Origin of the sequence: Mucilaginibacter sp. cycad4 (genome assembly GCF_034263275.1) — a bacterium.
Taxonomy (GTDB): domain Bacteria; phylum Bacteroidota; class Bacteroidia; order Sphingobacteriales; family Sphingobacteriaceae; genus Mucilaginibacter.
Genome location: NZ_CP139559.1, coordinates 6748818 through 6774519, shown reverse-complemented (window position 1 = coordinate 6774519; position 25702 = coordinate 6748818). Strand labels below are relative to the sequence as shown.

The 25702-nt window shown below is 42.1% G+C and carries 23 protein-coding genes; 5 read left to right on the top strand and 18 right to left on the bottom strand.

What is annotated here, in order from left to right; translation table 11 throughout:
• Positions 1-11: 11 nt before the first annotated feature.
• On the top strand, positions 12-1766 hold the full coding sequence (locus tag SNE26_RS28010; protein WP_321557120.1) for a lysophospholipid acyltransferase family protein: 1755 nt from the start codon (positions 12-14) through the stop codon (positions 1764-1766).
• Between the two features lie 241 nt (positions 1767-2007).
• Here the strand turns inward: SNE26_RS28010 and SNE26_RS28005 are convergent, their stop codons facing one another.
• The 10 genes from SNE26_RS28005 to rpsT all read right to left on the bottom strand — a co-directional run bounded on the left by SNE26_RS28005 (position 2008) and on the right by rpsT (position 14191).
• On the bottom strand, positions 2008-2934 hold the full coding sequence (locus tag SNE26_RS28005; protein ID WP_321557119.1) for a hypothetical protein: 927 nt from the start codon (positions 2932-2934) through the stop codon (positions 2008-2010).
• A gap of 2 nt (positions 2935-2936) precedes the next feature.
• Positions 2937-3635: a hypothetical protein gene (locus SNE26_RS28000; RefSeq protein WP_321557118.1), complete on the bottom strand. Its 699-nt coding sequence runs from the start codon at positions 3633-3635 to the stop codon at positions 2937-2939.
• Positions 3636-3782: 147 nt separating this feature from the next.
• Positions 3783-7094, bottom strand: a complete 3312-nt coding sequence (locus SNE26_RS27995; protein ID WP_321557117.1) for a carboxypeptidase regulatory-like domain-containing protein — start codon at positions 7092-7094, stop codon at positions 3783-3785.
• 311 nt (positions 7095-7405) lie between these two features.
• On the bottom strand, positions 7406-7951 hold the full coding sequence (locus tag SNE26_RS27990; protein WP_321557116.1) for an Mpo1-like protein: 546 nt from the start codon (positions 7949-7951) through the stop codon (positions 7406-7408).
• Positions 7952-8016: 65 nt separating this feature from the next.
• On the bottom strand, positions 8017-9582 hold the full coding sequence (gene rny, locus SNE26_RS27985; protein WP_321557115.1) for a ribonuclease Y: 1566 nt from the start codon (positions 9580-9582) through the stop codon (positions 8017-8019).
• A 243-nt stretch (positions 9583-9825) separates the two neighbouring features.
• Entirely contained in the window at positions 9826-10116 is a 291-nt protein-coding gene (locus SNE26_RS27980) for a cell division protein ZapA (protein WP_090529762.1), read from the bottom strand.
• 21 nt (positions 10117-10137) lie between these two features.
• Positions 10138-10428, bottom strand: coding sequence for a hypothetical protein (locus SNE26_RS27975; RefSeq protein WP_090529765.1), 291 nt, complete (start codon positions 10426-10428; stop codon positions 10138-10140).
• A gap of 92 nt (positions 10429-10520) precedes the next feature.
• Positions 10521-12920: a phenylalanine--tRNA ligase subunit beta gene (gene pheT, locus SNE26_RS27970; RefSeq protein WP_321557114.1), complete on the bottom strand. Its 2400-nt coding sequence runs from the start codon at positions 12918-12920 to the stop codon at positions 10521-10523.
• Positions 12921-13153: 233 nt separating this feature from the next.
• Positions 13154-13852 (bottom strand): DNA repair protein RadC, encoded by a 699-nt coding sequence (gene radC, locus SNE26_RS27965; protein ID WP_321557113.1) that lies wholly within the window; start codon positions 13850-13852, stop codon positions 13154-13156.
• A gap of 84 nt (positions 13853-13936) precedes the next feature.
• Positions 13937-14191: a 30S ribosomal protein S20 gene (rpsT, locus tag SNE26_RS27960; protein WP_076374856.1), complete on the bottom strand. Its 255-nt coding sequence runs from the start codon at positions 14189-14191 to the stop codon at positions 13937-13939.
• 244 nt (positions 14192-14435) lie between these two features.
• On the opposite strand from rpsT, the gene SNE26_RS27955 reads away from it, so the two are divergent.
• On the top strand, positions 14436-15194 hold the full coding sequence (locus SNE26_RS27955) for a class I SAM-dependent methyltransferase (protein ID WP_321557112.1): 759 nt from the start codon (positions 14436-14438) through the stop codon (positions 15192-15194).
• Between the two features lie 16 nt (positions 15195-15210).
• On the opposite strand, the gene SNE26_RS27950 is transcribed toward SNE26_RS27955, so the two are convergent.
• Positions 15211-15477, bottom strand: a complete 267-nt coding sequence (locus SNE26_RS27950) for a type II toxin-antitoxin system Phd/YefM family antitoxin (protein WP_321557111.1) — start codon at positions 15475-15477, stop codon at positions 15211-15213.
• A 79-nt stretch (positions 15478-15556) separates the two neighbouring features.
• Here SNE26_RS27950 and SNE26_RS27945 point away from each other — a divergent pair, with 79 nt between their 5' ends.
• A complete protein-coding gene (locus SNE26_RS27945; protein WP_321557110.1) occupies positions 15557-16519 on the top strand; it encodes a zinc dependent phospholipase C family protein in 963 nt (320 codons plus the stop codon).
• Positions 16520-16617: 98 nt separating this feature from the next.
• On the top strand, positions 16618-17298 hold the full coding sequence (locus SNE26_RS27940; RefSeq protein ID WP_321557109.1) for a hypothetical protein: 681 nt from the start codon (positions 16618-16620) through the stop codon (positions 17296-17298).
• A 24-nt stretch (positions 17299-17322) separates the two neighbouring features.
• On the opposite strand, the gene SNE26_RS27935 is transcribed toward SNE26_RS27940, so the two are convergent.
• The 7 genes from SNE26_RS27935 to SNE26_RS27905 all read right to left on the bottom strand — a co-directional run bounded on the left by SNE26_RS27935 (position 17323) and on the right by SNE26_RS27905 (position 24444).
• Positions 17323-17973 carry a DedA family protein gene (locus tag SNE26_RS27935; protein ID WP_321557108.1) on the bottom strand — a complete coding sequence of 217 codons (651 nt, stop codon included), beginning with the start codon at positions 17971-17973 and terminating at the stop codon, positions 17323-17325.
• A gap of 45 nt (positions 17974-18018) precedes the next feature.
• Complete coding sequence (locus tag SNE26_RS27930) at positions 18019-18759, bottom strand: DUF4397 domain-containing protein (RefSeq protein ID WP_321557107.1); 741 nt, start codon at positions 18757-18759, stop codon at positions 18019-18021.
• Between the two features lie 8 nt (positions 18760-18767).
• The gene (locus SNE26_RS27925) at positions 18768-19463 is read right to left on the bottom strand and encodes a DUF4397 domain-containing protein (protein ID WP_321557106.1); all 696 of its coding nucleotides are present in this window, start codon (positions 19461-19463) and stop codon (positions 18768-18770) included.
• Positions 19464-19576: 113 nt separating this feature from the next.
• Positions 19577-20701: a DNA polymerase III subunit beta gene (gene dnaN / locus SNE26_RS27920; RefSeq protein ID WP_321557105.1), complete on the bottom strand. Its 1125-nt coding sequence runs from the start codon at positions 20699-20701 to the stop codon at positions 19577-19579.
• A 33-nt stretch (positions 20702-20734) separates the two neighbouring features.
• Positions 20735-23131 carry a gliding motility-associated ABC transporter substrate-binding protein GldG gene (gene gldG / locus SNE26_RS27915; RefSeq protein WP_321557104.1) on the bottom strand — a complete coding sequence of 799 codons (2397 nt, stop codon included), beginning with the start codon at positions 23129-23131 and terminating at the stop codon, positions 20735-20737.
• A gap of 266 nt (positions 23132-23397) precedes the next feature.
• Complete coding sequence (locus tag SNE26_RS27910) at positions 23398-23883, bottom strand: hypothetical protein (protein ID WP_321557103.1); 486 nt, start codon at positions 23881-23883, stop codon at positions 23398-23400.
• A 60-nt stretch (positions 23884-23943) separates the two neighbouring features.
• Complete coding sequence (locus SNE26_RS27905; RefSeq protein WP_321557102.1) at positions 23944-24444, bottom strand: outer membrane beta-barrel protein; 501 nt, start codon at positions 24442-24444, stop codon at positions 23944-23946.
• Between the two features lie 258 nt (positions 24445-24702).
• On the opposite strand from SNE26_RS27905, the gene SNE26_RS27900 reads away from it, so the two are divergent.
• Positions 24703-25701, top strand: coding sequence for a helix-turn-helix domain-containing protein (locus tag SNE26_RS27900; protein WP_321557101.1), 999 nt, complete (start codon positions 24703-24705; stop codon positions 25699-25701).
• Position 25702 lies beyond the last annotated feature (1 nt).

The following is a 25702-nucleotide window of genomic DNA, read 5'->3' as shown; positions in this document are numbered from 1 at the left end:
GCCAATAAACAATGAAAGTTATAACCACCGAAGAGTTTGCCAAAGCCACCAAACTGGATAAGCTGAAAATGCCGGGCCTGGCCGCTTTATTGATGGAGCTAATGAAAATAAACCAGGTTAACGACCTGTTTGCCCAGGCACAGCCCAAACAAGGCCCCGACTTTGTTGATGCTATATTAGAAGGCTGCGGCATTGATGTTGAGTTTGATGAGCGGGAACTGCGTAATATCCCCAAAGACGGCGCATTTATAGCAATAGCCAATCACCCTTATGGAGGTATTGAGGGCATGGTGTTATTAAAAATCCTGTGCATGGCCCGCCCGGATTCAAAACTGATGGCCAACTTCCTCCTCAAAAAAATCCCAAACCTGGCCGATTACTTTGTAGCTGTAAACCCTTTTGAAAACGTTGAGCATTCATCAAGTATCAGCGGCTTAAAAAACACCCTCGAGTTGTTAAACCAGGGCACCCCCATCGGGATTTTCCCCGCCGGCGAGGTTTCAACCTTTAAGGTGGAGCAAAAACAGGTAACCGACCGCATGTGGCACCCTGTTGTAGGCAAAATCATAGCCAAGGCAAAAGTGCCGGTAGTGCCTATTTATTTTCATGGCAACAACGGCTTGTTATTTAACCTGCTCAGCTTGCTGCACCCTACCCTGCGCACGGCTAAGCTACCATCGGAGTTGTTTAATAAACACGGGCATACCATTAAGCTGCGTATAGGCAAGCCCATTAACGTAACAGAGATTCCGGAGTATACCAATACCACTAAGCTTCTTAACTTTTTACGCGCACGTACTTATGCTTTAGGTACCGGTTTGGAAGAAGAAAAAAAGATTTTTAGCCCGCGGAACCTGTTTAAAATTAAACGTGAGCCCGAGGAGGTTACTCCCGAAATAGATAGTGCCATTCTTGAAAAGGAAATTGAGCCATTGCGCGAAACCTACAAAGTTTGGACTGAGAAAAACTACGAGGTGTTCATCGTTCCAACTTCTACTATCCCCAATGTGATACGGGAAATAGGCAGACTGCGCGAGATCACCTTCCGCGAAGTTGGCGAAGGCACCAACAAAGCTATCGACCTTGATGAATATGATATTTACTATCATCACCTGTTCATTTGGGATTTTGAAGCCAAACGGATTGTTGGCGCTTACCGCATTGGTTTGGGAGATGAAATCTTCTATAGCGTTGGCAAAAAAGGCTTTTATGTAAACGAACTGTTTAAACTTAAAACCCAGTTTATACCAGTGTTACGCCGCAGCCTTGAACTGGGCCGCTCATGGATCCGCAAGGAATACCAAACTAAACCGCTGCCGCTGTTTTTGCTTTGGAAAGGCATCCTGAAATTCCTGATCGATAATCCGCGATACCGTTATTTGATAGGCCCGGTAAGTATCAGCAACTCGTTTTCCAAATTTTCCAAATCGCTTATTGTCGATTACATCAACCGCAACCACTTTGATCATGAAATGGCGCAGTACGTTAAGCCGCGCAAAAAATTCAAGGTTGATTTTGCCAAAATTGATACCGACCTGCTTATGGCCGGCGAAGACAGCTTTAAAGGCCTCGACAACCTGATATCAGAGGTGGAAACCCGTAATATGAAAGTTCCGGTACTGCTTCGCCAATACATTGCCCTTAACGCCAAGATCATCAGCTTTAACATCGACCCTAAATTTGCCGATTGTTTAGACGGTTTCCTGGTGCTTGATCTTGAAAAGGTACCACAGGATATATTGGAAAAGCTGGGTAAAAACCTGTAATAGCCAAATTTGCATCAAACTTATTAATGCCGTTTCAGATTTTGCAGCGGCATTTTTGTATTCCAATGCTAATGCAGGTTATCTAATTTGACCAAATTGCCACCCCGATTTACCGCTCACAACCTAAAAATGTTGTAGCAGGGTTTGAGCCTCATTACTATTCATACAGTATGATATATGTTTGGCAGATTGCTTAGGCAGTGAAAAACGAGGGACCCAAATAATCTACTCCCTCGTTTTTTTATTTCCAATCGAGATACTGTACCCCATCGTAATCCGCAAGGACTTTATTATTATCAGGTACGTCATCTTTCAGATAAGTAGCTACTATCTGATGCTTATCCTGATCATTATCGACACCCAAAAGCAGGTACTGCACCTTACTGTTATAAACAGGAGTACTATACCGTGAGCTGGTAGCGCCCATTTTTACTGTAGGGTAAGCATTTAGCCCATCAAACAAATAAACCTTATCCAGATCATCAGTTCCGGAATGAAGCTCCCTGAAACCAAGCATCATATCATTACTGTTGGCGGCGAAATTAATATATGCCATCGGGAAATCGTTATTATCATCTTTAAATATCTTCATCGTACCACCGTTGGCAGGTTTGATGACAACTTCATATTGATCAAGCGCCGAAAAATTGTACTTTTTTAATATATAGGCAAAATCACCTTTATCAGAAATCGCTGCCGATATAAAATCATAATATCCACCCTCATAGGTTACGGAAGGCACTTTTAAAGCCGGGCCGTAAAAAGCTATATTTTCGCCATTTACTATGTATAATGTTTTATCATCTGCGCTCCAATCAAAGTTTCGCACATCTTTATAGTTCATCAGTGTAGCTATAACCTTACCTGCCCGGTCGACTATTTCTATTACGCTTCCGCTCCTTAAGTATGCGAATTTGGTATGATCATGTGAGCTTTTTACAAATTTTTTGACCCCACCCGAATTTGTTACGCGCAGCGCCTTACCCGGAAAATCGGCCACAAAATAAACCTCACTATTGTATATAAAAGCAACGTTTTGCACCGCGGGATGCCTCACGCTGTCTATCTGCTTAATCTGGTCTAAAGTAATGTAGGGATAAGGACCTTTTTGGCAGCTGCTAACTGTATACATTGCAAAAACTACCAGGATGTAATATATTTTTTTCATGCTTAAAACTTAAAGGTTATGCCCGAACCAATTGTGAATGATGAATAAACCGTGCCCACTCTATCATTCCATGCTTTTTTCCCGGTAGTGGCAAAAACGTTATAAGCCCCCTGCAAATTCAATTGAAAATCGTCGTTAAGATCAATTGCAAGGCCCAGTTTTGGAGCAATATAGATCTCTTGCTCGCCGCCTATTACCGTTGTGGCGTCGCGAAAAGCATCAACCGAATGCGAGCTAAATTTTGTTATGTACAAACCAAAGTTAAAGCCGCCAAAACATTTAAAACCTTCGGCAACTTCAATATTATAGGCTCCGCCAATGTAACCAATGTAACTCCTGAAATCAGAATAAGAGATCGTTCCATAATCATTATCTCCCACAGCATAATAAAAAACATCCTGCTTAGGTTTGTAGGTTCGGTAACCAATACCAGCGGTGATGGTGAAATCGTCTTCAAATTTGTAATAATTTAAACCATAATTAATTGCCGGTTTATAAGTGTATTGCAAATTACCAACCGGAGCATCATAGGCTATATTAACACCGATGCCACTTGTAGGCTCATCATAGTTGTCCCTAAAAAAACGTTGTGCATTTGCATGGCTGCAGCTAAATAACAAAAAAATAAAAGACATGAATACACCACGGCATGCCGCCCTGGTAATAGAAAGCCGGGAATCCCCGCTAAGAATGGTATGCATTATATTGTGATAAAGTTTGGTGCAAAGAAACAATATTTGCAACTAATTGCATAACCGCAAATGAATATAATTTCAAAACAGAAGCGCCCCCGATGACATCGGGGGCGCTTCTGTTTTGTTTAATCTTAACTATATGTTGTTTTACAATTACCAGCTGTAACGCACACCAAATTGCATTTGCCAGCGTGAAGCAAATAAATCAACTGAGTATGGTACTCCTGGATCCTTAAATACATATTTAGGATAAGTTGTAGGAGCATTTTCAAATGACGGGGTTCCGCCTTTTGCTGGCGTTAAACCAACGCTTGATGTTGAGTTATATGTATTGGCTGAGAAATAATATTGTCCCCATTTCTTATTTAACAGGTTGGTCAAATTGATTACGTCATAAGTAAACGTGATCATCTGTTTGTGTTTACCGCCAAATTTAAAGTCTTGAGTAAAGCGGAAATCCAATTGATTATTCCATGGTGTAAACGCGGCATTACGCTCGGTAAAGTTACCGCGGCGAGATGACAAATAAGAGTTTTTGTCAATAAATGCATCAAATGCTGCCGCTTGTTGTGTTGCTGTTTGACCACCTACTATATCAGAGAAGAAATTTACTGTTTCGCCATGTTTAGGGATATAAGCTAAGCTAACTTGCTGACCAGTTCCGTCGATGGCATTTGGATAGAAACCATACGTATATGGATTACCTGATTGCGCACTAAAGAAGAAGGTAAAGTTTGCTGTATATTTTTGAGCCGCATCCCAATCGTGCTTGAAATTCAAATTTGATACGATACGGTGACGGATATCAAAGTTTGAATTGGCTATACCCGGGTTATTAGGATTTAAAGCCTGGTTTAATTGCCAGTTTGATTCCATTGAATTACGGATACCATTGGTAACATCTTTTGAATGGCCAAAAGTATAAGCAACCGACACGTTCAAAGCACTGGTTGGGCTAAATTGGGTGTTTTTAGCTATCTGTGCGGTTAAGCTGTAACGATAGCCTTCGCTTGTATTTGATAACAGGTAAGCATTGGTATATGCCGTATTGATCTTACCTTTATTAAGAGCAGTGGCTGTATTATTAAATATAGGCTGTTGTTTTTGTGTATCGTATACGTAATAAGTTACCTGATCAAGCGTGTTTACCTGTTGGAATTTTAAATCATGAATAACCTTGGTATAAATACCTTCGCCGGTAAATTTCCACTGATCATCGGTAGTATAATCAACAGCCAGACTGCTTCTCCATACCTGTGGCATTTTAAAGTTATTGTCGATCATATCAACCTGCGTTGCACCTGAAGCGGAAGTATTTACAGCAGGTATTTGCTTGTTAACATAATTCAATTCACCATTTGCAGCAGTTTGTACCGGGTTGGTACCGAGTGTTTGGCCTGAAATACCAGAGCTTGGAGCTTTTACGTCGTAAGCTCCATACGTTCTGCCATTATTATAAAATGCGTAACCAAACCATGCAAATGGAACACGACCGGTGAAGAAACCACTACCACCACGTAAAACAACGCTTTGATCGCCGTTTAGGTCATAGTTAAATGACACACGTGGGTTCCACTCTATATTACCCAGATAATTTTGCTTAATATCTCTTGGTTTGGTATAAGTGTAGGTGTTACCGTAGTTAGGGTCAACCGGGGCGTTGGTTGTTTTATCGCTCAATGGTTGTTTGTTTGGTACATCGGCGTAATCTGCACGTAAAGCTACAGTCAGTTTGAAATTATCAGTTAACTGAATTTCATCCTGTCCATATAAGCTCAACAAATTAACTTTAAACTTAGCCGATGGATTGGCCAGGATATAATCGCGGGTATTATTGGTGTAATTAAAGTTGGTACGTACTCGGCTGGGGTTATTGGCGATAAAATCATCAATACTGCTATAAGCTACCCTGCCGTTCCATGAGTTTACGAAATTATAGGTGATATTATAAAACTCGTTGTGTGTACCAAAAGTAAAAGTGTGTTTGCCTTTGGTCCAGGTTAAGTTATCAGTGAACTCAGCTGTTTTCTGGTGCATGTCAAAAATAGCGGCCTCACGGTCAGTACCCATGAAAATAGTTGTACCAGGAGTACGTCCTGTGATTTCGATCTGTGGTAAAGACGGATCTGAATTAGGATCGCGGTAGTCATGCACATTTGAATACCCTAATACCAGGCTATTGCTTAGGCTACTGTTGAACCTTGATTTTAACTCGGCAACAGTTGAAGTTGAGTTATTGTGAGAAGTGTAATCGATACCGCTGAAGCGGAAGTTTTGCTGATCACGCTCTAAGTTAGTAGCTTTTGAACTGATGGTATTGTTACGGATAGTTAACTGGTTGTGATCATCGATATTCCAATCCAAACGGTTAAAGAATTTGTTTGAGTTAGAGAAAATCGTGGTATTGTTATATGTACCCGGATCCAAGCCGCCTGTAAATGATTTAAAAGCGGTAACCAATTTATCGCCATCTGCCTGACTTAGTATATTAGACGCCCCGTTGTGGTCAAGGCCTCTGATAACAGGATCCTGCCTGCGGGCAATCTCCTCATTGGTAAAGAAGAATAATTTATTTTTAATGATAGGGAAACCTAAACGGATGCCCGCCTGGTAATCATGAAAATCATTAAGCTTTGAACCATCACCGCCGGAAGCAGCTGCTGCGTTGTTTGGCCCTACCATGAACGAGCCACGGCCATAACCGTAAACCGCGCCACTGAAGTTATTTGTACCGCTACGGGTTACAGCGTTGATACTACCACCTAATACGTTACCGATTTTGATATCATAAGGGGCAACATACACCTGGATATCCTGGATAGCGTCCAGTGAAATAGGGCTTGTACGGGTACTGCTGCCTACCTGGCCTGATGCATTGTTCTGACCGCCTAATGATGGGCTGAAACCGATCGCATCGTTGTTGATAGCACCATCAAGCGTTACGTTATTGTAACGGTAGTTGGTACCCTGAAATGAGTTATTGTTACTTTGAGGGGTATTTCTTGTTAAATCCTGCAAGCTGCGGTTAATTGAAGGAGCAGTACGGATCTGGTTTTGACCAATACGGGTACTTGCACCTGTTTTAGCCGGACCAGCTGATGCTTTCACTTTAACTTCCTGCAGGGTTGTAGTTTCGTCCTGCAGTACAAAGTTTAAAGTGGCGTTACCCAATTGAAGGGTAAGGTCGCTTTTTTCATCCTTTTTATAACCGATAAAAGTAGCGGTTACGGTGTAAGGGCCACCCGGGTTAATGTTGTTAACCGAGAAACGGCCGTCGCCGTTGGTTTGTGCACCATACCTGGTACCTGTACTGGTATTAAGTACAGTAATGGTTACCCCCGGAAGGGTGGTACCTTTTTGATCTGTAACTTTACCAGTAAGTACCGAGGTGGTGATCTGAGCGTTTGCAACGCCCCCAACCCCGATAATTATTAGTGTTAAAATAATAAAGTAGAGCTTTTTCATTTGTGAGTTTTTATTGCACAAAATTGCCCTACCAATGTTAAGTTTATATTAACATCAGATTATTATATTAACAAGTACTTAATGATTTCTTTTTTACTTAACATAGCCAATGCAAAAACACATTACAAACACCTGGCTAACAGTTAAATACAAAAAACAAGTATGTAATAATGTTAATTTTTTCTTTATCGCATGTGAAACACAAATTACACGGCCGTGTATTTCACAGCTAAAAAAATCCACTGTTATTTCGCATTAAAGCTGATAGCAATAAACACTTTAACAAAAGCTTAATATGTAAACAGTCAAAATCAACTTTTGATTCTCAGTTTATTAAGCAATTGATTTAACAGGTATGCAGGGGCAACAACTAATGATCTGATATTGAGCCCATTTTTTGCATATAACGGTTCACGGCTGTTACCTATCAGCACAGCAGATAAAGAAGGAATGAATATAGAAATGCATAATGACCACATGGCAGGTCCTCCGGCTTGTTGCCAGGCCACAAGCTCCATTATACCATAGCTAAAGCCTAATAAAATAAATAAGATAAAGTAAGATATGATCGGCGAAAGCTTTAGATAAAAATAGATAGCAATGGCTATCACAAATGAAGCCCAGTTAAAATATCCATTATAAATACCTAAAAAAGCTAAGTGCGGAAATGGGATTGACCAAATTAGTCCAAATACACTAAATGCTAAGGTTGGGATGCAGATGTAATGTACAATTTGGTTAACCTTATCCTGGTGGGCTTCTGCATATTCCCTGAAATAACGGTCAATGGGGCGTTCATCAATATTTGCAGTGGTTTTACCTGTTGATTTCTGTTTGTTGTTTGTTTTTGTGGCCACGCTGTAAAAATAAAAAACCCTTTCAGTTTTTTGTACCGAAAGGGTTTTGTTTAATGTTATAATGATTACTTGGCAAATGCTACCGAGCGGGTTTCCCTGATAACGGTAACTTTAATTTGGCCAGGGTAGGTCATTTCTGTCTGGATCCTGTTTGAAATATCGGCAGCCAATACTTCTGATTGTGCGTCGCTGATCTTTTCACTTTCTACAACCACACGTAACTCACGGCCGGCCTGTATCGCAAATGTTTTTTCAACACCAGGATATGACAATGCAAGCTCTTCCAGTTCTTTCAATCGTTTAATGTAGCTTTCAACAACCTCGCGGCGTGCACCCGGACGGGCACCTGATATCGCATCACAAGCCTGGATTATCGGCGACAGCATTGAGGTCATTTCAATTTCATCGTGGTGGGCACCTATGGCGTTGCAAACTTCAGGATGCTCTTTATATTTTTCGGCCAGTTGCATACCCAAAATAGCGTGAGGCAGTTCAGGGTTATCATCAGGTACCTTACCTATATCATGCAGTAAACCGGCACGTTTAGCCATTTTAACATTTAAACCAAGCTCTGCAGCCATGGTAGCGCAAAAGTTGGCAACCTCGCGCGAGTGTTGCAACAGGTTTTGCCCGTATGATGAACGGTAACGCATACGGCCAACCATGCGGATCAATTCAGGGTGTAATCCATGAATCCCCAGGTCAATTACGGTGCGTTCGCCTATCTCAACAATTTCTTCTTCAATTTGCTTTTTGGTTTTGGCAACCACCTCTTCAATGCGTGCCGGGTGGATCCTGCCATCAGTAACCAAACGGTGCATAGCCAAACGGGCAATCTCACGCCTTACCGGGTCAAAGCCCGAAAGAATAATTGCCTCCGGGGTATCATCAACAATGATCTCGATACCGGTGGCGGCTTCCAAAGCACGAATGTTACGCCCTTCACGACCGATAATACGGCCCTTGATCTCATCGTTTTCGATATTAAAGATCGATACCGTGTTTTCAATTGCGCTTTCGGTAGCGGTACGCTGGATAGTTTGGATCACTATTTTCTTAGCTTCTTTGGTAGCAGTAAGCTTAGCCTCGTCAACAATATCCTTGATCTGGATCATGGCTTTGGTACGTGCTTCCTCGCGCAGGGTATCAACCAGTTGGTTTTTGGCATCATCGGCTGATAGGCCGGCAATGGTTTCCAGCTGTTGAATGTGCTGATTTTTAAGATGCTCTACCTCGTCTTGTTTTTTAACAACTATCTCGGTTTGCTTTTCAAGGTTTTTGCGGGTATTGTCAAGTTCACTCTCCTTGCGGTTAACATTTTCCAGGCGCTGATTTAATGATTGCTCTTTTTGCTTAACACTATTTTCGCGCTGGTTAACAGCATTATTTTTATTATTTACTTCCTGCTCGTGCTCTGCCTTCATTTGTAAAAACTTCTCCTTGGCTTCAAGCAATTTGTTTTTCTTCAGGATCTCTGCATTATTTTCAGCGTCCTTTAAAATCTTTTTCACTTTATTTTGAGCAGAGGCTTCCTGGTCTTTAAACAATTTGCGGAGCAGGAAGCGGCCTATCATAACGCCAATAATGGCGCCTACAAGCAGGCCGATGATGACGTATAGTAATATGTCCATTTTAGGTTTGGTGGTGTTATATGTATGTAAATAAAAAAACCGCAACTAATTTTTAAGTATCATGTATTTAAAACCTCATTCCGGATATTTGGGGACCATGGGTTGGTTAACGTTAATCGTAACTAACGCATGCCTCTTGATCCGCTTAATATTGAAGCGTTAAGTTTTTAATAGTGAAACCTAAAATTTAACTGCGGTTAAATCTTAATGTGCTCTGTATGTATATTATATAAAGAACGATTATTACTTCGAAAAAAACTCTGTCAACAAATGATCTAAATGATAAACCTTTTCAGTTACCTCAGTATCTTCTACGGTAACCTTCTTTTCTGCCTTTAACGATGAAGTGGCGTAATGCAGCACACACATCGAAAGCAAATCCTGCTTATCCCTAACCGCATAATTTTCCTGATATTCTTTTATCCGGTCGTTGATCAGCTTAGCCGCCCTGCGTATTATTTCTTCTTCCTCCATGTTAACCTTTAAGGGGTAAACACGGTCAGCAATATTTATTTTTATTGAGATTTCTCCCATTTGAGCTTTTCACTTTTTGTACTATTTTTTCAATAATACAATACACTTATCTATTTCCTGCACAAAGTCGTTAATTTTTTGCTTAATGTCAACACTTTTTTCATTTGTTTCAGAAAAAGACTTGGCAACTTTAACAACTTTTAATTTTTCTTCCAGTTCTTTTGTCTTGGCCTTACTGGCATTAAGGGCTACTGTAAGGGCCTCGCTCTCCAGTTTTAAAAGGTCATTTTCCTCCTGCAAAGCAGCGCACAGTTCAATCAGGCGCTCGGTTTTATCTACAATTTTATTTAACTGCTCTGCTAATGAGGCCATGTTTTTGGTTAATGGTTGATTAAGTTGATTGAGTGAGTGGTTTATCAGAAAACAACCTAATCAACCACTCACCCAATCAACCATTCACATAATTATTTTCTGATCTCCGCTCCGGCTTCTTTTCCTAAATTATAAATTAATTTCTGCATAATAGAATCAATTGCCTTATCCGTTAACGTTTTTTCCAGATCCTGGATGATAAAGCTTAGCGCATATGATTTTTTACCTGCAGGCAGCTTATCGCCCTGGTAAACATCAAACACATCAACTTCCTTCAGCAATTTGCGCTCGGTGCGCTGGGCAATTTGTTTCAACTGGCCAAATGATACACCCTGGTCTATCAGCATGGAAAGATCGCGCCTTACTGCCGGGAATTTTGAAACCTCCTGGAACACGATCTTATTTTTACGGATAGCCGCCAGCACAAGGTCGAAGTTAAAATCGGCACAGAATACTTCTTTATCAACATCTGCCTTTTTCAGTGAAACACCTGCTACCGAACCAAATTTCACCAATTGCTTACCATTAAGCATGTATTGAATGCCAAACGACATTTTTTTGCAGGTTGCATCCTCAACTGTAAAGTTGCTGATGTTCAGGCGTTGTAAAATACCATCCACTACAGCCTTGATATTATAGAACGATACCTGCTTTGCTTTCTGGTTCCATTGCTCGGCAGTATTAGCACCGGTAATGAAAATACTGAAACGCTGGGTCTCGAGATACTTGTCATCTTTAAGGCTATAAACTTTGCCAAATTCGTAAAATTTCAAATCGGCACTACGGCGGTTTTGGTTATACGCAATAGCTTCCAAACCAGAGTACAGCAGCGTTTGGCGCATTACATCAAGGTCGCTGCTTAAAGGGTTCAGGATCTTAACGGCAGTATCCAGGTTATCCGAATAAGCAGATTTGGTAAGCGAGTTGGCCAGGATCTCGTTAAAACCGTTCGCGCTCAGCAAATCAGATAACTGATTTTGCACCGTATCTTTCTCCGGGCGGGTGGAGTTATTTAACGAGGCCCTGATCTGTGTAGGGATCTCGATATTGTTATAACCGTAAATCCTCAGGATCTCTTCAACCACATCCACATCGCGGGTAACATCCACGCGGTATGGCGGCACTTGCAATGACAGTGAATCCGCAGTTTCATTCACTATCTTAATATCAAGCGCGGTAATAATACCTTTGATCTCATCATTGCCAATCTTTTTACCGATCAGTTTATCAATGGTGCTATAAGTGATCTCCACAGCAAACGGAGCAACCGGTGCCGGGTAATGATCAGAAATTTCTGACGATACCTCGCCGCCTGCAACCTGCTGAATCAACAATGCGGCACGCTTAAGGGCGAAAACTGTCATATCCGGATCGGTGCCGCGCTCAAACCTGAAAGAAGCATCAGTTTTTAAACCATGCCTTTTCGAAGTTTTACGAACAGATACCGGGTTGAAATAAGCACTCTCGAGGAAAATATTTTTGGTTGACTCCTTAACACCTGATTTTGCACCGCCAAATACGCCGGCAATGCACATAGGCTCTTCGGCATTACCAATCATCAGGTCATCGGCAGATAGTTTCCTGTCAACGTCATCAAGGGTTTTGAATACCGTACCTTCAGCGTAGTTTTTCACCAGCACTTTACCACCGGTTATTTCATCGGCATCGAAAGCATGTAAGGGCTGGCCAAGCTCATGCAGCACATAGTTGGTAACATCCACAATGTTATTGATAGCGCGTACGCCGATAACAGCCAAACGCTCCTTTAGCCACTGTGGTGATTCCTTAACTTCAACCCCGCTGATGGTTAAGCCAGAGTAACGCGGTGATGCCTGTTCATTCTCTACAATAACCTCAATGGTACGACTGGTGTTATTAACTTTAAATGCACTTACATCGGGCTTATTAATGCCTGTTTTCAGAAATGCGGCAATATCCCTTGCCGTACCCAAATGCGAAGCCGCATCGGCACGGTTGGGGGTTAAGCCTATCTCGTACATGTAATCGTCGTTCAGCTTAAAGTATTCTTTGGCTGGCGTACCAACAGGAGCATTCTCCGGCAATACCATAATACCCGCATGGCTGGTCCCTAAACCTATCTCATCTTCGGCACAGATCATCCCGTGCGATTCCTCGCCCCTGATCTTTGATTTTTTTATAGCAAAAGGCTCACCTCCGGTTGGGTAAACCGTAGTACCAACTACGGCAACCACCACTTTTTGCCCGGCAGACACGTTAGCAGCGCCGCAAACAATCTGCAGGTCTTCCGCATCGCCCACGTCAACTTTGGTAACATGCAGGTGATCAGAATTGGCATGGTCAGCACATTCCTTTACATAGCCAATCACCAGGCCTTCCAGTCCGCCGGGAACAGCCTGTACCTTTTCCAGGCTTTCAACTTCCAAACCGGTACCGGTAAGGATGATGGAAATTTCCTGGGGCGTTTTATCAGTATCAATAAATTCTTTAAGCCAGTTATAAGATATTTTCATTATTCCGAAATGATAATCGGCAAAGATATAAAGATTTCGGATGTGGGGTTGGTAGATTTCGGATTTCGAATGTTCGATTTCGGATTTATTTGAATTTCGAAATTGAGAATTGTAGCCTTTGATCTATTTTAATTAAATCTAATCGAGTGCCTCCTGCAACTTTAACAAATCCCAAATTAAAAATTCATGATTCCTAAAATCCGAAATCGAACATTCGAAATCCCAAATCAAACTCACATCAACCCCTCATCGGCCAAACTTAAGTAGCCGGCATCGGTAATGATCAAATGGTCAAATACGCCCATGTCCAGCATCCGGCCGGCAGCGCTTATTTTTTTGGTGAGCTGGAGATCTTCGTTACTGGGTTTCAGGTTGCCCGATGGGTGGTTATGTACCAGGATGAGCCCGCTGGCCTGGTATTGCAGGGCCGAGTAAAAAATGATCTTAGGGTCGCATACCGTAGCCGATAAACCTCCCTTGCTAATCAGCTCCTTCCCTAATACTTTGTTTGAACGGCCTAATAGTATAATCCAGAACTCCTCGTGGTTCAGGTCCATCAAATGACGGCGCATAATATTGTAACCATCCCTGCTTGAGGTGATCACTTCAATAGCACCCGATTCAGATTCATTACGGCGGCGGCCGATCTCCAGCGCGGCAATAATAGATATAGCTTTGGCCTCTCCTATCCCTTTAAATTTGGATAGTTCACTAATGGAAGCTTTGCCAAGCTTGTTCAGGTCGTTATCATAATGGCGCAGGATGCGCTTGCTCAGTTCAACTGCGGTTTCGGTACGACTGCCCGAGCCGATAAGGATGGCGATCAGCTCGGCATCGGTAAGGGCGCGGCGCCCCTGCCCGCTAAGTTTCTCACGCGGGCGGTCTTCCTCGGCCCATGATTTAATGCTGATCTTGCTTTCGTAGTTTTCCACGGCATTAAAGTATGAAAAAGCGCCAAACAAAAAAAGGGATAGCGCTTGAACACTATCCCCTTTGGTATATTTTAATAGCTAAGATTAGCTTAAGCCGTTAACAAATTTAGTAAGCTTTGATTTATTGTTCGAAGCTTTGTTTTTATGAATAACGTTCTTTTTAGCTAAACGATCAAGCATTGAGATCACTTTACCCAACAGTGCAGAAGCATCAGCTTTGGTAGTAGTGTTTCTTAATTTCTTAATAGCGTTCCTGGTTGTTTTAGCCTGGTACCTGTTGCGCAGACGCTTCGCAGCGTTTGACCTGATTCTTTTTAATGATGATTTATGATTTGCCATCTCGTATAGCTTGTTATTCTTTTCTACTTATTTTAAGGACTGCAAATATAGGGCGATTAAATTTAATATGCAAGTGGTTTTTTGATTTATATTTTCATGTAATTGAATTGATAATGTGCAGGATTAGCTTCAACATTAAATTTACAAACCAGTCAATTTAATAACCTGTTAACCTGGCATTCACAAAGTGTTCATACAACACATTGATTTTTGCAGCGTTATTAATTTATAAAACTATTGCATTATGGTAACCAACAGCACTACCCGGTTCAGTAACCGGGTTGAAGATTATGTAAAATATCGTCCCGGCTACCCCGACGAAATTGTTAAGTTTTTACATGACACTTACGGCTTAACACAGGATAAGCTCATTGCTGATATTGGTGCAGGCACAGGGATCTCCACTGCCTTGTTCCTGAAAAAAGGCTACCGGGTAATCGCCGTTGAACCAAATTTGGAGATGCGTGAAAAAGCCATCGGGCTACTTGGCTCCTATAACGGCTTTATTCCTCAAAACGGCACTGCCGAAAATACCGGCATCGAGAGCAATAGTATTAGCGCTATTGTAGCCGGGCAGGCTTTTCATTGGTTTGATGCCGTAAAAACCAATGCTGAATTTAAACGGATCCTGAAACCGGATGGCATTGTTGCCCTCATCTGGAACGAAAGAAAAACAACGTCGGCCTTTGAACAGGAGTATGACGAACTTATTATAAAACATGCCCGCGATTATGTAAAGGTTGATCACCGCAACATCAATACCGAACATATCGCCGCTTTCTTTAAGCCCGAACCCGTTCACCTGGAAATATTCGCCAATAAACAGGTATTTGATTTTGAAGGATTAAAAGGCAGACTGCTGTCATCATCATACATGCCTGCACGTAACGATGAGGGGTACCGGCCGATGATTAACGACCTACGGGCACTTTTTGATAAATTTCAGCAGGATGGCGTTATCGTTATTAATTACGATACGAAAGTTTATTCGGGAAAATTGTAAATACCTGTTCGTCCATTTACTGCTTTCCTGCGTTAAAATCATATTGAATTACTTTTCCTGAATGAATTTGATCTATCGACTCCATAAGGCGTTTGCTGTTTTTATTGTCGAATAACAGGTGGCTGGTTTCAATTAATGCATTGTATTCTTTAATTGAAACAATTACAACTCCATCATCTTCACCATTATCTCCTGGTATCACAATAATATCATCATTATTACTTACCTCATTAAGATAATACTGCATTTTATTTCGCAAAGAAGAAACTGTTAACACTTTCATTTATACTGCAATTAATAAATCAATATACAAAAACGTTTAGCTTATACTAATCTTCAAAACTTAAACTCATCTTTGCCTCATGAACCGCCGGATAATTTTAAGCATAGCAGGTACTTGTTTAATTATGCTATGCTCATCATGGGGTTTCTTTGCGCATTACCGTATTAACCGGCTGGCCGTTTTTACCCTACCTAAGGCCATGTCAGGTTTCTACAGGTCTAATATCGATTATATAACCGAACATGCCGTCAGCGCCGACAAACGCCGCTACGTTGACTCGTCCGAAGCACCGCGCCATTTCTTTGACGCCGACCGTTATGGCAAAAAGCCATTTGAGGCCATGCCTAAAAAATGGAAGGATGCGGTTGCCAAATACTCAAAAGATACCATCGTTAAATACGGCACCGTTCCATGGACCATTCAGTACCAGTATTACAGGCTGGTGCGGGCTTTCAAAGCCCATGATACCACGGCTATCCTCAATGCATCTGCTTATTTAGGGCATTATATTGCCGATGCACATGTACCGCTGCACCTTACCCAAAACTATAACGGCCAGCTTACAGGCCAAACCGGCATCCACGCCCTTTGGGAAAGCCGCCTGCCCGAGTTATTTGCCAATCATTATAATTACTATGTTGGCAAGGCCCGGTATGTTGAAAACCCGCTGAATGAAGCATTCCGGATATGCAGGGCTGCTTACAAAAGCGTTGATAGTGTTTTGCGCTTTGAGCGCATCCTGAACAAAACCTATCCGCAGGATAAAAAATATGAGCCGGTACAGCACGGCAAAAAGCAAATTACCGATTACTCTGCCGCCTATAGCCTGGCTTATCACAAAATGCTGAAGGGGATGGTGGCAAGGCAAATGCGGGCGTCCATCCTTTCTGTGGGCAGTTTCTGGTATTCGGCCTGGGTTGATGCCGGACAGCCCGATCTGAACAAGCTTATCGCGCGGCCTTTAAGTATCCAACAAAAAGCAAAACTTCAACAAGAAGAGGCGCTATACCGATCAGGCAAAGCACTGGTAATTAACCAATAATAACGTAAAACCCGAAGCTAAAACGGGTAGTAGCAACCTTGTTTCTACGTTGCTTTTCTCTCAACTTAGCGTAATCATCCACATTAACTTATTGCGCTATGAAAAAAATAATGATATTGTTATTGGTGCTTTGCTGTAAAGTAAGCTTTGCCCAAAATTGCAGCCAGTTTGTAAACAACGTTAATGGTAAAAAACTCACCTATATAAACCAGGATGCCAAAGGCAAACAACAGATGACCGCCGTTTATGTCACCACTAAAAAAGATGCCGCAACCGTAGCAGTACATGCCGAAATAAATGACAAAAATGGTAAAGCCATTGGCAGCGGCGATTCCGAAATGATCTGCACCGGTAATACTATCAAGGTGGATATGAAATCATTTGTACCCGCATCAAGCATGAAAGGCAATATGCAGGTAAGCGGCGAAGCTAAATACCTTGCTTATCCTGTTGATATGCAGGCAGGGCAAACTTTAGATGATGGTTCCGTTACTATTGATATGGGTAACAACGGCGCCCAGATGGCCAACCTGCAAATGGATATTAAAAACCGTAAAGTTGAACAGGCTGAAACCGTAAGCACCAATGCCGGCAGTTTCGATTGTTTTAAAATAACCTACGAGGCCACAACCAAAATGAAAATGATGGGCATAGGTATCCCTTTTAACATGAAAGTTACCGAATGGTATTCGCCTAAGCTTGGAAGGTTTGTAAAATCCGAAACCTATAATAAAAGCGGTAAACTGGTGGGCACCATGATCCTTGATGCCATCAACTGATAACATCAGGGATGCCCTTTACAATTAAGCCGGTTTCCTGGCAGTGCGGCCTTTTATAGCAGCATAAATTGGCGGTAATATCGAAATCAGGATAATGATCACCCCTACCAGCGAAAAGTTTTTAGCAATTACAGGCACCTGGCCTAATTTGTAACCTGCAAACAGGAACACGATAATCCATAATGCACCGCCGATGATGTTATAAAGGCTGTACTTTAAAAAAGACATCCGGCCAACTCCTGCCACAAATGGCGCTATGGTACGGATAATAGGCATAAAACGGCTAAAGATCACCGCCTTGCCGCCATGCTTATCAAAAAAAGCTTTGGTTTTAAGATAGTATTCAAGTTTGAGGATCTTGTTTTCCTCTTTAAAAACTTTGGGGCCTAAATAGTTGCCCAAAAGGTAATTCACCGTATTGCCGATAAAGGCAGCGGCAATTAATATGATGCCCAGCAGCCAGATATCCAAACCCGAACTGCCACCGGCTATTAAAGCACCGGCTGCAAACAACAGTGAATCGCCGGGTAAAAACGGGGTTACTACAAAACCTGTTTCGGCAAATATGATCAGGAAAAGGATCAGGTAGGTCCATCCCTGGTAAGCGCTGGTGATTTGTACCAGGTGCTTGTCAATATGCAGTATAAAGTCGATTATGCTTTTTATTACTTCCACAGGCTTAATTTTTGCCCAAAAATATAAATATTAAACAAAACGCAGCTACTGAAGTGTCTTACTAAGCAGATTATTAGTGAGCACCCCCGCGCCAAAGGCCAAAGAGTCGGCGCTGCCAACAATACCTTTGGTATAAATGGTATAGGCACGGCCGTCTTGTATGGTTACATTTTGCAGGGTTGTTTCAATTGTTGTAGGCGTTCGGGTAGTTGTAATGGTAAAGTTATAATTACCGGCAGTAAGTTCAACATATTTAGATACCTTATTAAAGGTTGTACCACTTACAACAAGGCTGTCGTTAGCCCTCAGATCCAATGCAGCTGTATTGGGCGAGGTATGCACAAACCTCACTTTTCCCTTTCCTATTGCTGGCAAACCGGTACTATCAGATAGTATAAATGAACTGACAAATGAACTATCCTTCCTGAAACCGGTTATAAACAAGGTATATTTCCTGTTGGCTTTAAGCGTAGTATCAAACTGAAGTAAAATTACAGGCGCAGCAGTAACTGTACGCAATTGCAGCGGAGGCTCAAGTGTTGAAAGGTAAAAATATCCCGAACTGTTTGGATAAGTATAGGTAGTGGTATTATACCTGATAAAATGCTGGTAAAGATAAACCGGCTGGATATCGGGACTTAAATTAACGATCTGGAACTGGGTATTGAGGCCTACCGATGACGCATTGCCCCCTTTACCGCATGAGGAAACGGCACAAATGAAAAGACCGCATAGCACAGCTACAAAAAACGAAACCAGTACCTTGCTTTTATTTTTATTAGCCATTAATGTAATTATTGATTAATGAACAGGCCGGTTGCCAGGCCCGTACTTTTATTACCATAACCATAGTAGGTATATACTTTGCCCCCTGTTAGCTGCACCGTATCCCTTACAACAGTAGTTGGAAATGCGGCCGAATGTAAGGCCATATTATGCTCTCCCGGTGCTACCAAATAAAAAGCCGAGGTGGTTTTAAAACCAAGGTCTTTCACTTGCTCGGTATCTAAGGCAGCGGTTATACCCTCAAAATGGACACTTATATTACCTGCATCAGGAGATGCATTGACAAACCTGATTTTTGCCTTTGGGGCACTACCGGTGTCGGCAACCAGCACATCCGTGCTTTTGAAAACCTGGTCGGCCGTATTACCCCCGATATAAAATGAATATACCGAATCTTTACTCAAAGTTAAGGGCAGGCTAAACAGCGGATTAGGGTTATTAGGCCCATCTAATTTAACCGAATAATTTTGCGTACCCGCCTTTACTAAAATATAACCAAGCGTCCCTCCCGGATAAAAAGTTGTTGTATTGTTTACCCTTGTACCATTAACATAAATATTAACATTATTAAAAGTTGCATTAATAACGTTTAACGATGATGTTGACGAATCCACCGCATCGGGCTTATCATTATTTTTTTTGCAGGACGTAAGGTAGCCCGTTACGGCTATAATAATCAATAAAGCTTTAACCTTAATATTCATATACAATTATAAGCTATAACTGCTTACTGTAATTTTTGGTATCGGGTGTTGAACAAAAAAAGTCCGGTTTATGTTACCGGACTTAGTTTTGGATTTATAATTTAAGTTTACACTTAAGCATAACTATTGAGCATCACCGGCATAACCAGCATCAGCACATCTTCATTCTCATCTCCTCCTTGTGGCAGCAATAAACCGGCACGGTTTGGAGTCGACATTTCCAAAGATACTTCTTCGCAGCTTAAATTCTTCAACATTTCTATTAAAAATCTTGCATTGAAGCCAATTTCCATGTCTTCGCCCTCATATTGGCAGCTTAAACGCTCGTGGGCCTCGTTAGCAAAGTCAATATCTTCTGATGAGATATTTAACTCGCTGCCATTTATTTTAAGCCTTACCTGGTGGGTAGTTTTGTTAGCGTAGATAGCTACACGGTTTAACGAACCCAGGAAAGTAAGCCTGTCGATATTTAATTTATTAGGGTTATTTTGAGGGATAACCGCCTCGTAATCAGGGTAACGCTCGTCAATTAAGCGGCATACCAGGTTAATATTGCCAAACTTGAAGAAAGCACTGGTGGAGTTATACTCAACAGATACATTCACGTCATCGCTCGGTAATGATGATTTAAGCAAGGTTAACGCTTTTTTAGGCAGGATGAACGATGTAGTGCCCGCGGCTTTTGCATCTTTACGACGGTACCGGACCAGTTTATGTGCATCGGTAGCAACAAAAGTAAGGGCCGACGTTGTAAGCTGGCAATAAACACCAGTCATGGCCGGGCGAAGCTCGTCATTACTTACCGCGAAAATGGTTTTGTTGATAGCTTCGGCTAAAACCGAAGCCGGCAGGTTTACTGATGAAGCGTTTTCAACAACCGGGATTTTTGGAAAATCCTCGCCGTTTTCGCCGCTCAGTTTGTATTTACCATCGCCTGCATTAATTTCAATAGCGAAGGTTTTATCATCAACCGAAAAAGCAACAGGCTGCTCGGGTAATGATTTCAGGGTCTCTAACAATATACGCGAGGGGATAGCAATCCTTCCGTTCTCTTTAGCCTCAACAGGCAGAGAGGTGGTCATGCTGGTTTGCAGGTCGGTAGCAGAAATGGTCAAGTTCCCATCCTTTATCTCGAACAAAAAGTTTTCCAGTATCGGCAGCACGGTGCTGCTGCTTAACGCACCACTTACCGCTTGCAGTTGTTTGAGTAATGTTGAGGTAGAAACAATAAATCTCATATGGTTGTAATTAATCTATCAAAAATAGAAAATTTAACGGGCATACTTTTGCCTGCGTAAATAATGTTGAAAAATAGCACATATTAACACTAAAAGCAGCGGTGCTATGGTATTAACCAGCTGCCAGTACATTTTTTCGCTGCGAATGCGTGCCCTGTCAAGCAGGCGGATCCTGATCTCCTTGGTACGCAGCGCTATAAGCCCCGAATCGTCGGTCATGTAATCGGCAATGTTAAGCAGCAGGTTTTTATTGCCATAGGTTTGACGGGTATAATGATCATATCCCAAAGGATATGGCGAACCATCGCTGCCTACCTGGTTTTTGAAAATATCGCCATCGCTGATCACGATCATTTTGGTAGGCACACTTTGTTGCTGTATGGCAATCTGCTCTTTAATACCCTCGGGCATAGGGCGGTTTTGCCAGTCGCTCACAAAGCTGCCCTCCAGCAGTACCCCGGTTATTTTAGGCGTACTTTGAAAATCTTTAGGGTTTGGTTCCTGCTCCAAAGCCTGCAATGATAATATGTGCGGGGCGGTTAGCTTTTTATTATAGGGCGATGAAGTTAGCAGCACCGTTTTATTTACATTTTTAGTATCGAGGATATCGATAGTACTTGCAAACTCGCTGCTGATGCCATCAAGATTTTTCACTACAGGATGTTTGCTTAGCGGGATAAACACCGGGTAATACAGCCAGGGCAGCATCTGGATTTGCGCCTGCCCGCCTACATTGCCGGTACTGATGGGGATCTGTGAGCAGTTCATATCGGCAATCAGATCATAATTAATGCGGATCCCGTAGCGAAAAAGCTGATCATCCAAATTAAGCTGTTTGGGGAAAGCCAGTTGCTCGCCGCCATGGCCGCGAAGGCTATCCAGCTCGGCGCTTACCTGGTCTATCGTCCATAATACCCGGCCACCGTGCATGATGTACTGGTCGAGCTTAAATTTCTCTGCTTCCGAAAACTTTTGATCGGGCTTGGCTATTACCAGCAGTTTGATTTTTTGCAGATCGGCAGTGGAAATAACACCCAAGTCAACCCGGCCTACCTGGAAACCATCAGCAAGGGTTTTCATGGCATCGTTCAGTTGCAGGTCGGTTAATTCATGATGGCCTTCGGTAAAACCTATTTGCGGCCTGCCCCCGTTAACCGCCTTTTTTATGGCCGATGAAAACGCATATTCCAGGTTTTGGACAGAGTTGTTCAGCACTTCATCAGGCGAAAGGCCTATACGGCTCAGCAATAATCTTACCGGGATATCCTTTCCATCTGCCGATACCAGTGCCGAAGGAAAGATAAGCTTCTGCGATACGCCATTATCAGTTTTAACGCTCAGGTTGGTTGGCTCAACACCTTCGGCAGCCATGTTCTGGATCACCTCATTTTGCTGATCGTTGTTTAAACCCTTTAGCGGGTCGCGAAACTCGAACTGGATTTTGCCATGGCTGTATGCCTGCAAATCACTTAACATATCGCGGGTAGCACTTTGCAGGCGTTTAAAGCCGCCGGGCAGGTTATCTCCCTGTAAATAAACCACCACTTTTACCTTTTTTGGCAGCTTATCCATAATTTGCCTGCTAATGGGCGATATGGTATAACGCTTTTCGGCAGTAAAATCAAAACGGGCAAAAGTAAATGATGATAGTATCCCCAGGAAAAGCAAAACTCCTAACACAATGACCATCCCGGCACCACCTACACCTTTTTGGCGTTGCTTTGCCAGTACAAACAGCGTGAGCCAAATAAAAACACCGGTAGTGATGATAAAGTAAACCAGATCGCGGGTATCCAGCACACCCCGGCTTACCGAATCATAGTGCTGGGTAATACCCAAATTTTGCAGGCCAAGGTCCTGCAGGGATAACAGCTGGCTGATTGAATCGAACCCACTGTAAAAAAAGAAACACAGGAAAACGGATATGGTAAAGGCGATGATCTGATTTTTGGTGATGGATGAGGTAAACAAACCAATCCCCACAAATACAGCACCTAATAAAAACAAACCGATGTATGAACCGATAACTGCCCCGGTATCAATATTGCCCTGCGGCGTACCCAGCGCACTTACCGAATAATAATAAACCAGCGTAGGCAGCAAAGCAAAAAGCACTATTAGCAAACAGGCAAAGTATTTACCCAGCACAATTTCCCAATCTTTTAATGGCCGGGTAAACAGCAGCTCAAAAGTACCCTCCTTACGTTCTTCGGCAAGGGAGCGCATGGTAATGGCCGGGATCAGGAACATAAACAGGTACGGAGCGGTGCTGAACAGGCTTTCGAGCCCGGCATAACCGTATTCCAGGATGCTTGAATCAGGAAACACCCATAAAAACAGGCCCAGCACCAGTAAAAACACACCGATAGTAACATAGGCTACCAGCGAACTGAGGTAGGATATTATTTCTTTTTTAAGGATGCTTAGCACGTTATTATGGTATAGTGTTAAGCGCCGAAATTACGACAATATTGCGCCAAAGCAAAGAAGCAGTTTGATATCGGATTTCGGAATTTCAATTCCGGATTTATTTTCCCTGCAGGTTTAAGCATCTTTCGCTTAAACCGAAGTTCAAAAAAGCATCCACGTTTGCTATATTATTAAAAATAAGCGGGATCGTGGATGCTCCTGTTAAAACAACTCAAGCGAAGGACGCTTAAAACTTGCGGGTGGTACACTCTTCAGGTTAACCTGGTTTAAGGTGCCCCTATCTTCCAGGGATCCATTTCAACAATAACAATTGCGCTGGCAACAACAACCATCGCCACTACTCCTATTGTAGCTAAAGGATTGGCTTTTCTCTCTGCAAAATTCAAACCCGATGAATCCCAGTTTAAAACCTTGCCATCATGGTTAAATGTAAACTTTACATACTTATTGTATTGCGAAAATTGCTTTACACTTACCGGGATTGTATTAAAACCGCTGCCTGCATTAAATACGCCATTTACCTTCACCTTTGTTTTTGTATCGTTAAAAACTGAGGGATCGCTGCAATTGTAAAGCCACCCGGTAGTGTCATTTACAATCATGATTTCGTCGGGCTGCCCAAATTGCCGGATAACATCATTTTTGGTATGATAACTTTGCATAACCTCTTTATGCGAGTAAATCTGTTTACTACAGCTGCTAAAAAATACCAAACCGGCAAAAGCAGCGAAAATTGTTGTTATAGTTTTCATGATGATTTTCTTTTAGTGTTAATATGGCATAAAGGCCTTACCGGCCTTTATGCCATTAAATCAAAACCGGTATGCCAACCGCGCGCCCACCTGCCCGATTGTTCCGTTGTTTGACCAGGCTTCATAACGCACAGCTATTTCAAACCCTCCGTTAAAGGTGTAACCTAAGCCCGGCGAATAGAGAAAGGAATTACCACCGTCTTTTTCGGTTGAAAACACAGTACCTAACTGCCCTTCAAAAAAGAAACCTCCATCCAGGTAGGGCTTGATCCCTGCTTTTACCGGGATAAAACCAAATGATGATTTAGTATCAGGCTCCTGAAGGCCGCTTTTAACATGCAACGATTCATAGCCCGCCGATAAGGTGACAAAAACCGTTTTTGAAAGTGGATATTCATATTTAAGCGAGCCGCCTATTCCATAATTAAAAAACTGGTGCGCATCGCCTGTTGGGATAGTCGCTTCAGCACCAATGCTGAATTTTCCCGACCCGTTTGAAGATTGCGCAAAACTGCCGAATGCTGCTCCAACCAGCGACAGTGATAAGAATAACTTTTTCATAATACTTTGATTTTAAGGTTAATAATTATTAATTACTGAATAAAGCTACTATCATTACCAGCCGGTTTAAAATGAGAAAACCAGCATCACAAACCACATTACGCAACAATTAATTAACTGTAATACAACCATTTGGAAACAATTGCATTTTTAGCTACATTTATTATGTGTTAGCGCCGGTTGTTGCATTTTTTACTGATAATGAAGGGGAGGGTGACTAATAATTGCTAAAACAAACCACTTGTTAATTCCTGCATTATGGATAATACCCCTGCCCAGCTGCTGCTTTTTAACCATATAAAGGCAAAGCTGCCACCTCACCTTTCTTTTGTTGATGAAATAGCCGAACTGCTGAATATCAGCAACGATAGTGCTTACAGACGTATCCGGGGCGAAAAACCAATAAGCCTTGATGAAATTCAGATCCTTAGCAATAAATACAAGATCTCTATTGATCAGTTGCTCCGCATGCAAAACAACACCGTAATTTTTGCCGGTAACAAGGTGGATAGCACAAACTTCACCTTTAATGATTACATGCAGGACCTGGTAAATAGCCTGGGTTTATTCAAAACATTAAAAAATGCGCAGATCTATTTTTTTAATAAAGATGTGCCGCTGTTTCATTTTATGCAGTTCCCGGAGCTGAGTGCTTTTAAATTCTTTTTCTGGAAACGTACCCTTATCGGGTACCCTGATTTGGCCAAACAACAATTTACCGGCGAAGAAGGCGATCCGCTGATCCTCCAAAAAGCTCAAAACGTTATCAGGCAGTACGTACAAATACCATCTACCGAAATATGGACCGAAGAAAGTATCCACGTTACCATCAGGCAGATTGAATTTTACAGGCATACCAACATTTTTGCCGGCAAGGAAATCCTGCATAAAGTGTACGCCCAACTGGACGAGCTATTAAATCACGTAGAAATGCAGGCCGAAAAGGGACGAAAATTTATTTATAACCAATCGTCGGCACCCGATGGTGCGCCTTACCAAATTTATATTAATGAATGCCTTATTGGCGATAACTCCATTTTTGTAAAGGGTGACGACCGGCAGATAGCCTACCTGAACCATAACGGGCTAAACTTTATGGCCACGCAAGACGCCGAATTTTGCGAATACACTTTCAAAAATCTTCAAAACATTATCAGCAAATCAACCCACATAAGTTTAGTGGGCGAAAAAGAAAGGAGTATATTTTTTAATACCCTTCGCAAAAAAGTTCAGGACAAGGCAAAAGATATTGGTTAAC

Bases quoted from the DNA above. Each gene is read 5' to 3' on its own strand.
- SNE26_RS28010 (WP_321557120.1), top strand. From the start codon at position 12: ATGAAAGTTATAACCACCGAAGAGTTTGCCAAAGCCACCAAACTGGAT.
- SNE26_RS28005 (WP_321557119.1), bottom strand. From the start codon at position 2,934: ATGAAAAAAATATATTACATCCTGGTAGTTTTTGCAATGTATACAGTT.
- SNE26_RS28000 (WP_321557118.1), bottom strand. From the start codon at position 3,635: ATGCATACCATTCTTAGCGGGGATTCCCGGCTTTCTATTACCAGGGCG.
- SNE26_RS27995 (WP_321557117.1), bottom strand. From the start codon at position 7,094: ATGAAAAAGCTCTACTTTATTATTTTAACACTAATAATTATCGGGGTT.
- rny (WP_321557115.1), bottom strand. From the start codon at position 9,582: ATGGACATATTACTATACGTCATCATCGGCCTGCTTGTAGGCGCCATT.
- SNE26_RS27980 (WP_090529762.1), bottom strand. From the start codon at position 10,116: ATGGGAGAAATCTCAATAAAAATAAATATTGCTGACCGTGTTTACCCC.
- SNE26_RS27975 (WP_090529765.1), bottom strand. From the start codon at position 10,428: ATGGCCTCATTAGCAGAGCAGTTAAATAAAATTGTAGATAAAACCGAG.
- pheT (WP_321557114.1), bottom strand. From the start codon at position 12,920: ATGAAAATATCTTATAACTGGCTTAAAGAATTTATTGATACTGATAAA.
- rpsT (WP_076374856.1), bottom strand. From the start codon at position 14,191: ATGGCAAATCATAAATCATCATTAAAAAGAATCAGGTCAAACGCTGCG.
- SNE26_RS27955 (WP_321557112.1), top strand. From the start codon at position 14,436: ATGGTAACCAACAGCACTACCCGGTTCAGTAACCGGGTTGAAGATTAT.
- SNE26_RS27950 (WP_321557111.1), bottom strand. From the start codon at position 15,477: ATGAAAGTGTTAACAGTTTCTTCTTTGCGAAATAAAATGCAGTATTAT.
- SNE26_RS27945 (WP_321557110.1), top strand. From the start codon at position 15,557: ATGAACCGCCGGATAATTTTAAGCATAGCAGGTACTTGTTTAATTATG.
- SNE26_RS27940 (WP_321557109.1), top strand. From the start codon at position 16,618: ATGAAAAAAATAATGATATTGTTATTGGTGCTTTGCTGTAAAGTAAGC.
- SNE26_RS27930 (WP_321557107.1), bottom strand. From the start codon at position 18,759: ATGGCTAATAAAAATAAAAGCAAGGTACTGGTTTCGTTTTTTGTAGCT.
- SNE26_RS27925 (WP_321557106.1), bottom strand. From the start codon at position 19,463: ATGAATATTAAGGTTAAAGCTTTATTGATTATTATAGCCGTAACGGGC.
- dnaN (WP_321557105.1), bottom strand. From the start codon at position 20,701: ATGAGATTTATTGTTTCTACCTCAACATTACTCAAACAACTGCAAGCG.
- SNE26_RS27910 (WP_321557103.1), bottom strand. From the start codon at position 23,883: ATGAAAACTATAACAACAATTTTCGCTGCTTTTGCCGGTTTGGTATTT.
- SNE26_RS27905 (WP_321557102.1), bottom strand. From the start codon at position 24,444: ATGAAAAAGTTATTCTTATCACTGTCGCTGGTTGGAGCAGCATTCGGC.
- SNE26_RS27900 (WP_321557101.1), top strand. From the start codon at position 24,703: ATGGATAATACCCCTGCCCAGCTGCTGCTTTTTAACCATATAAAGGCA.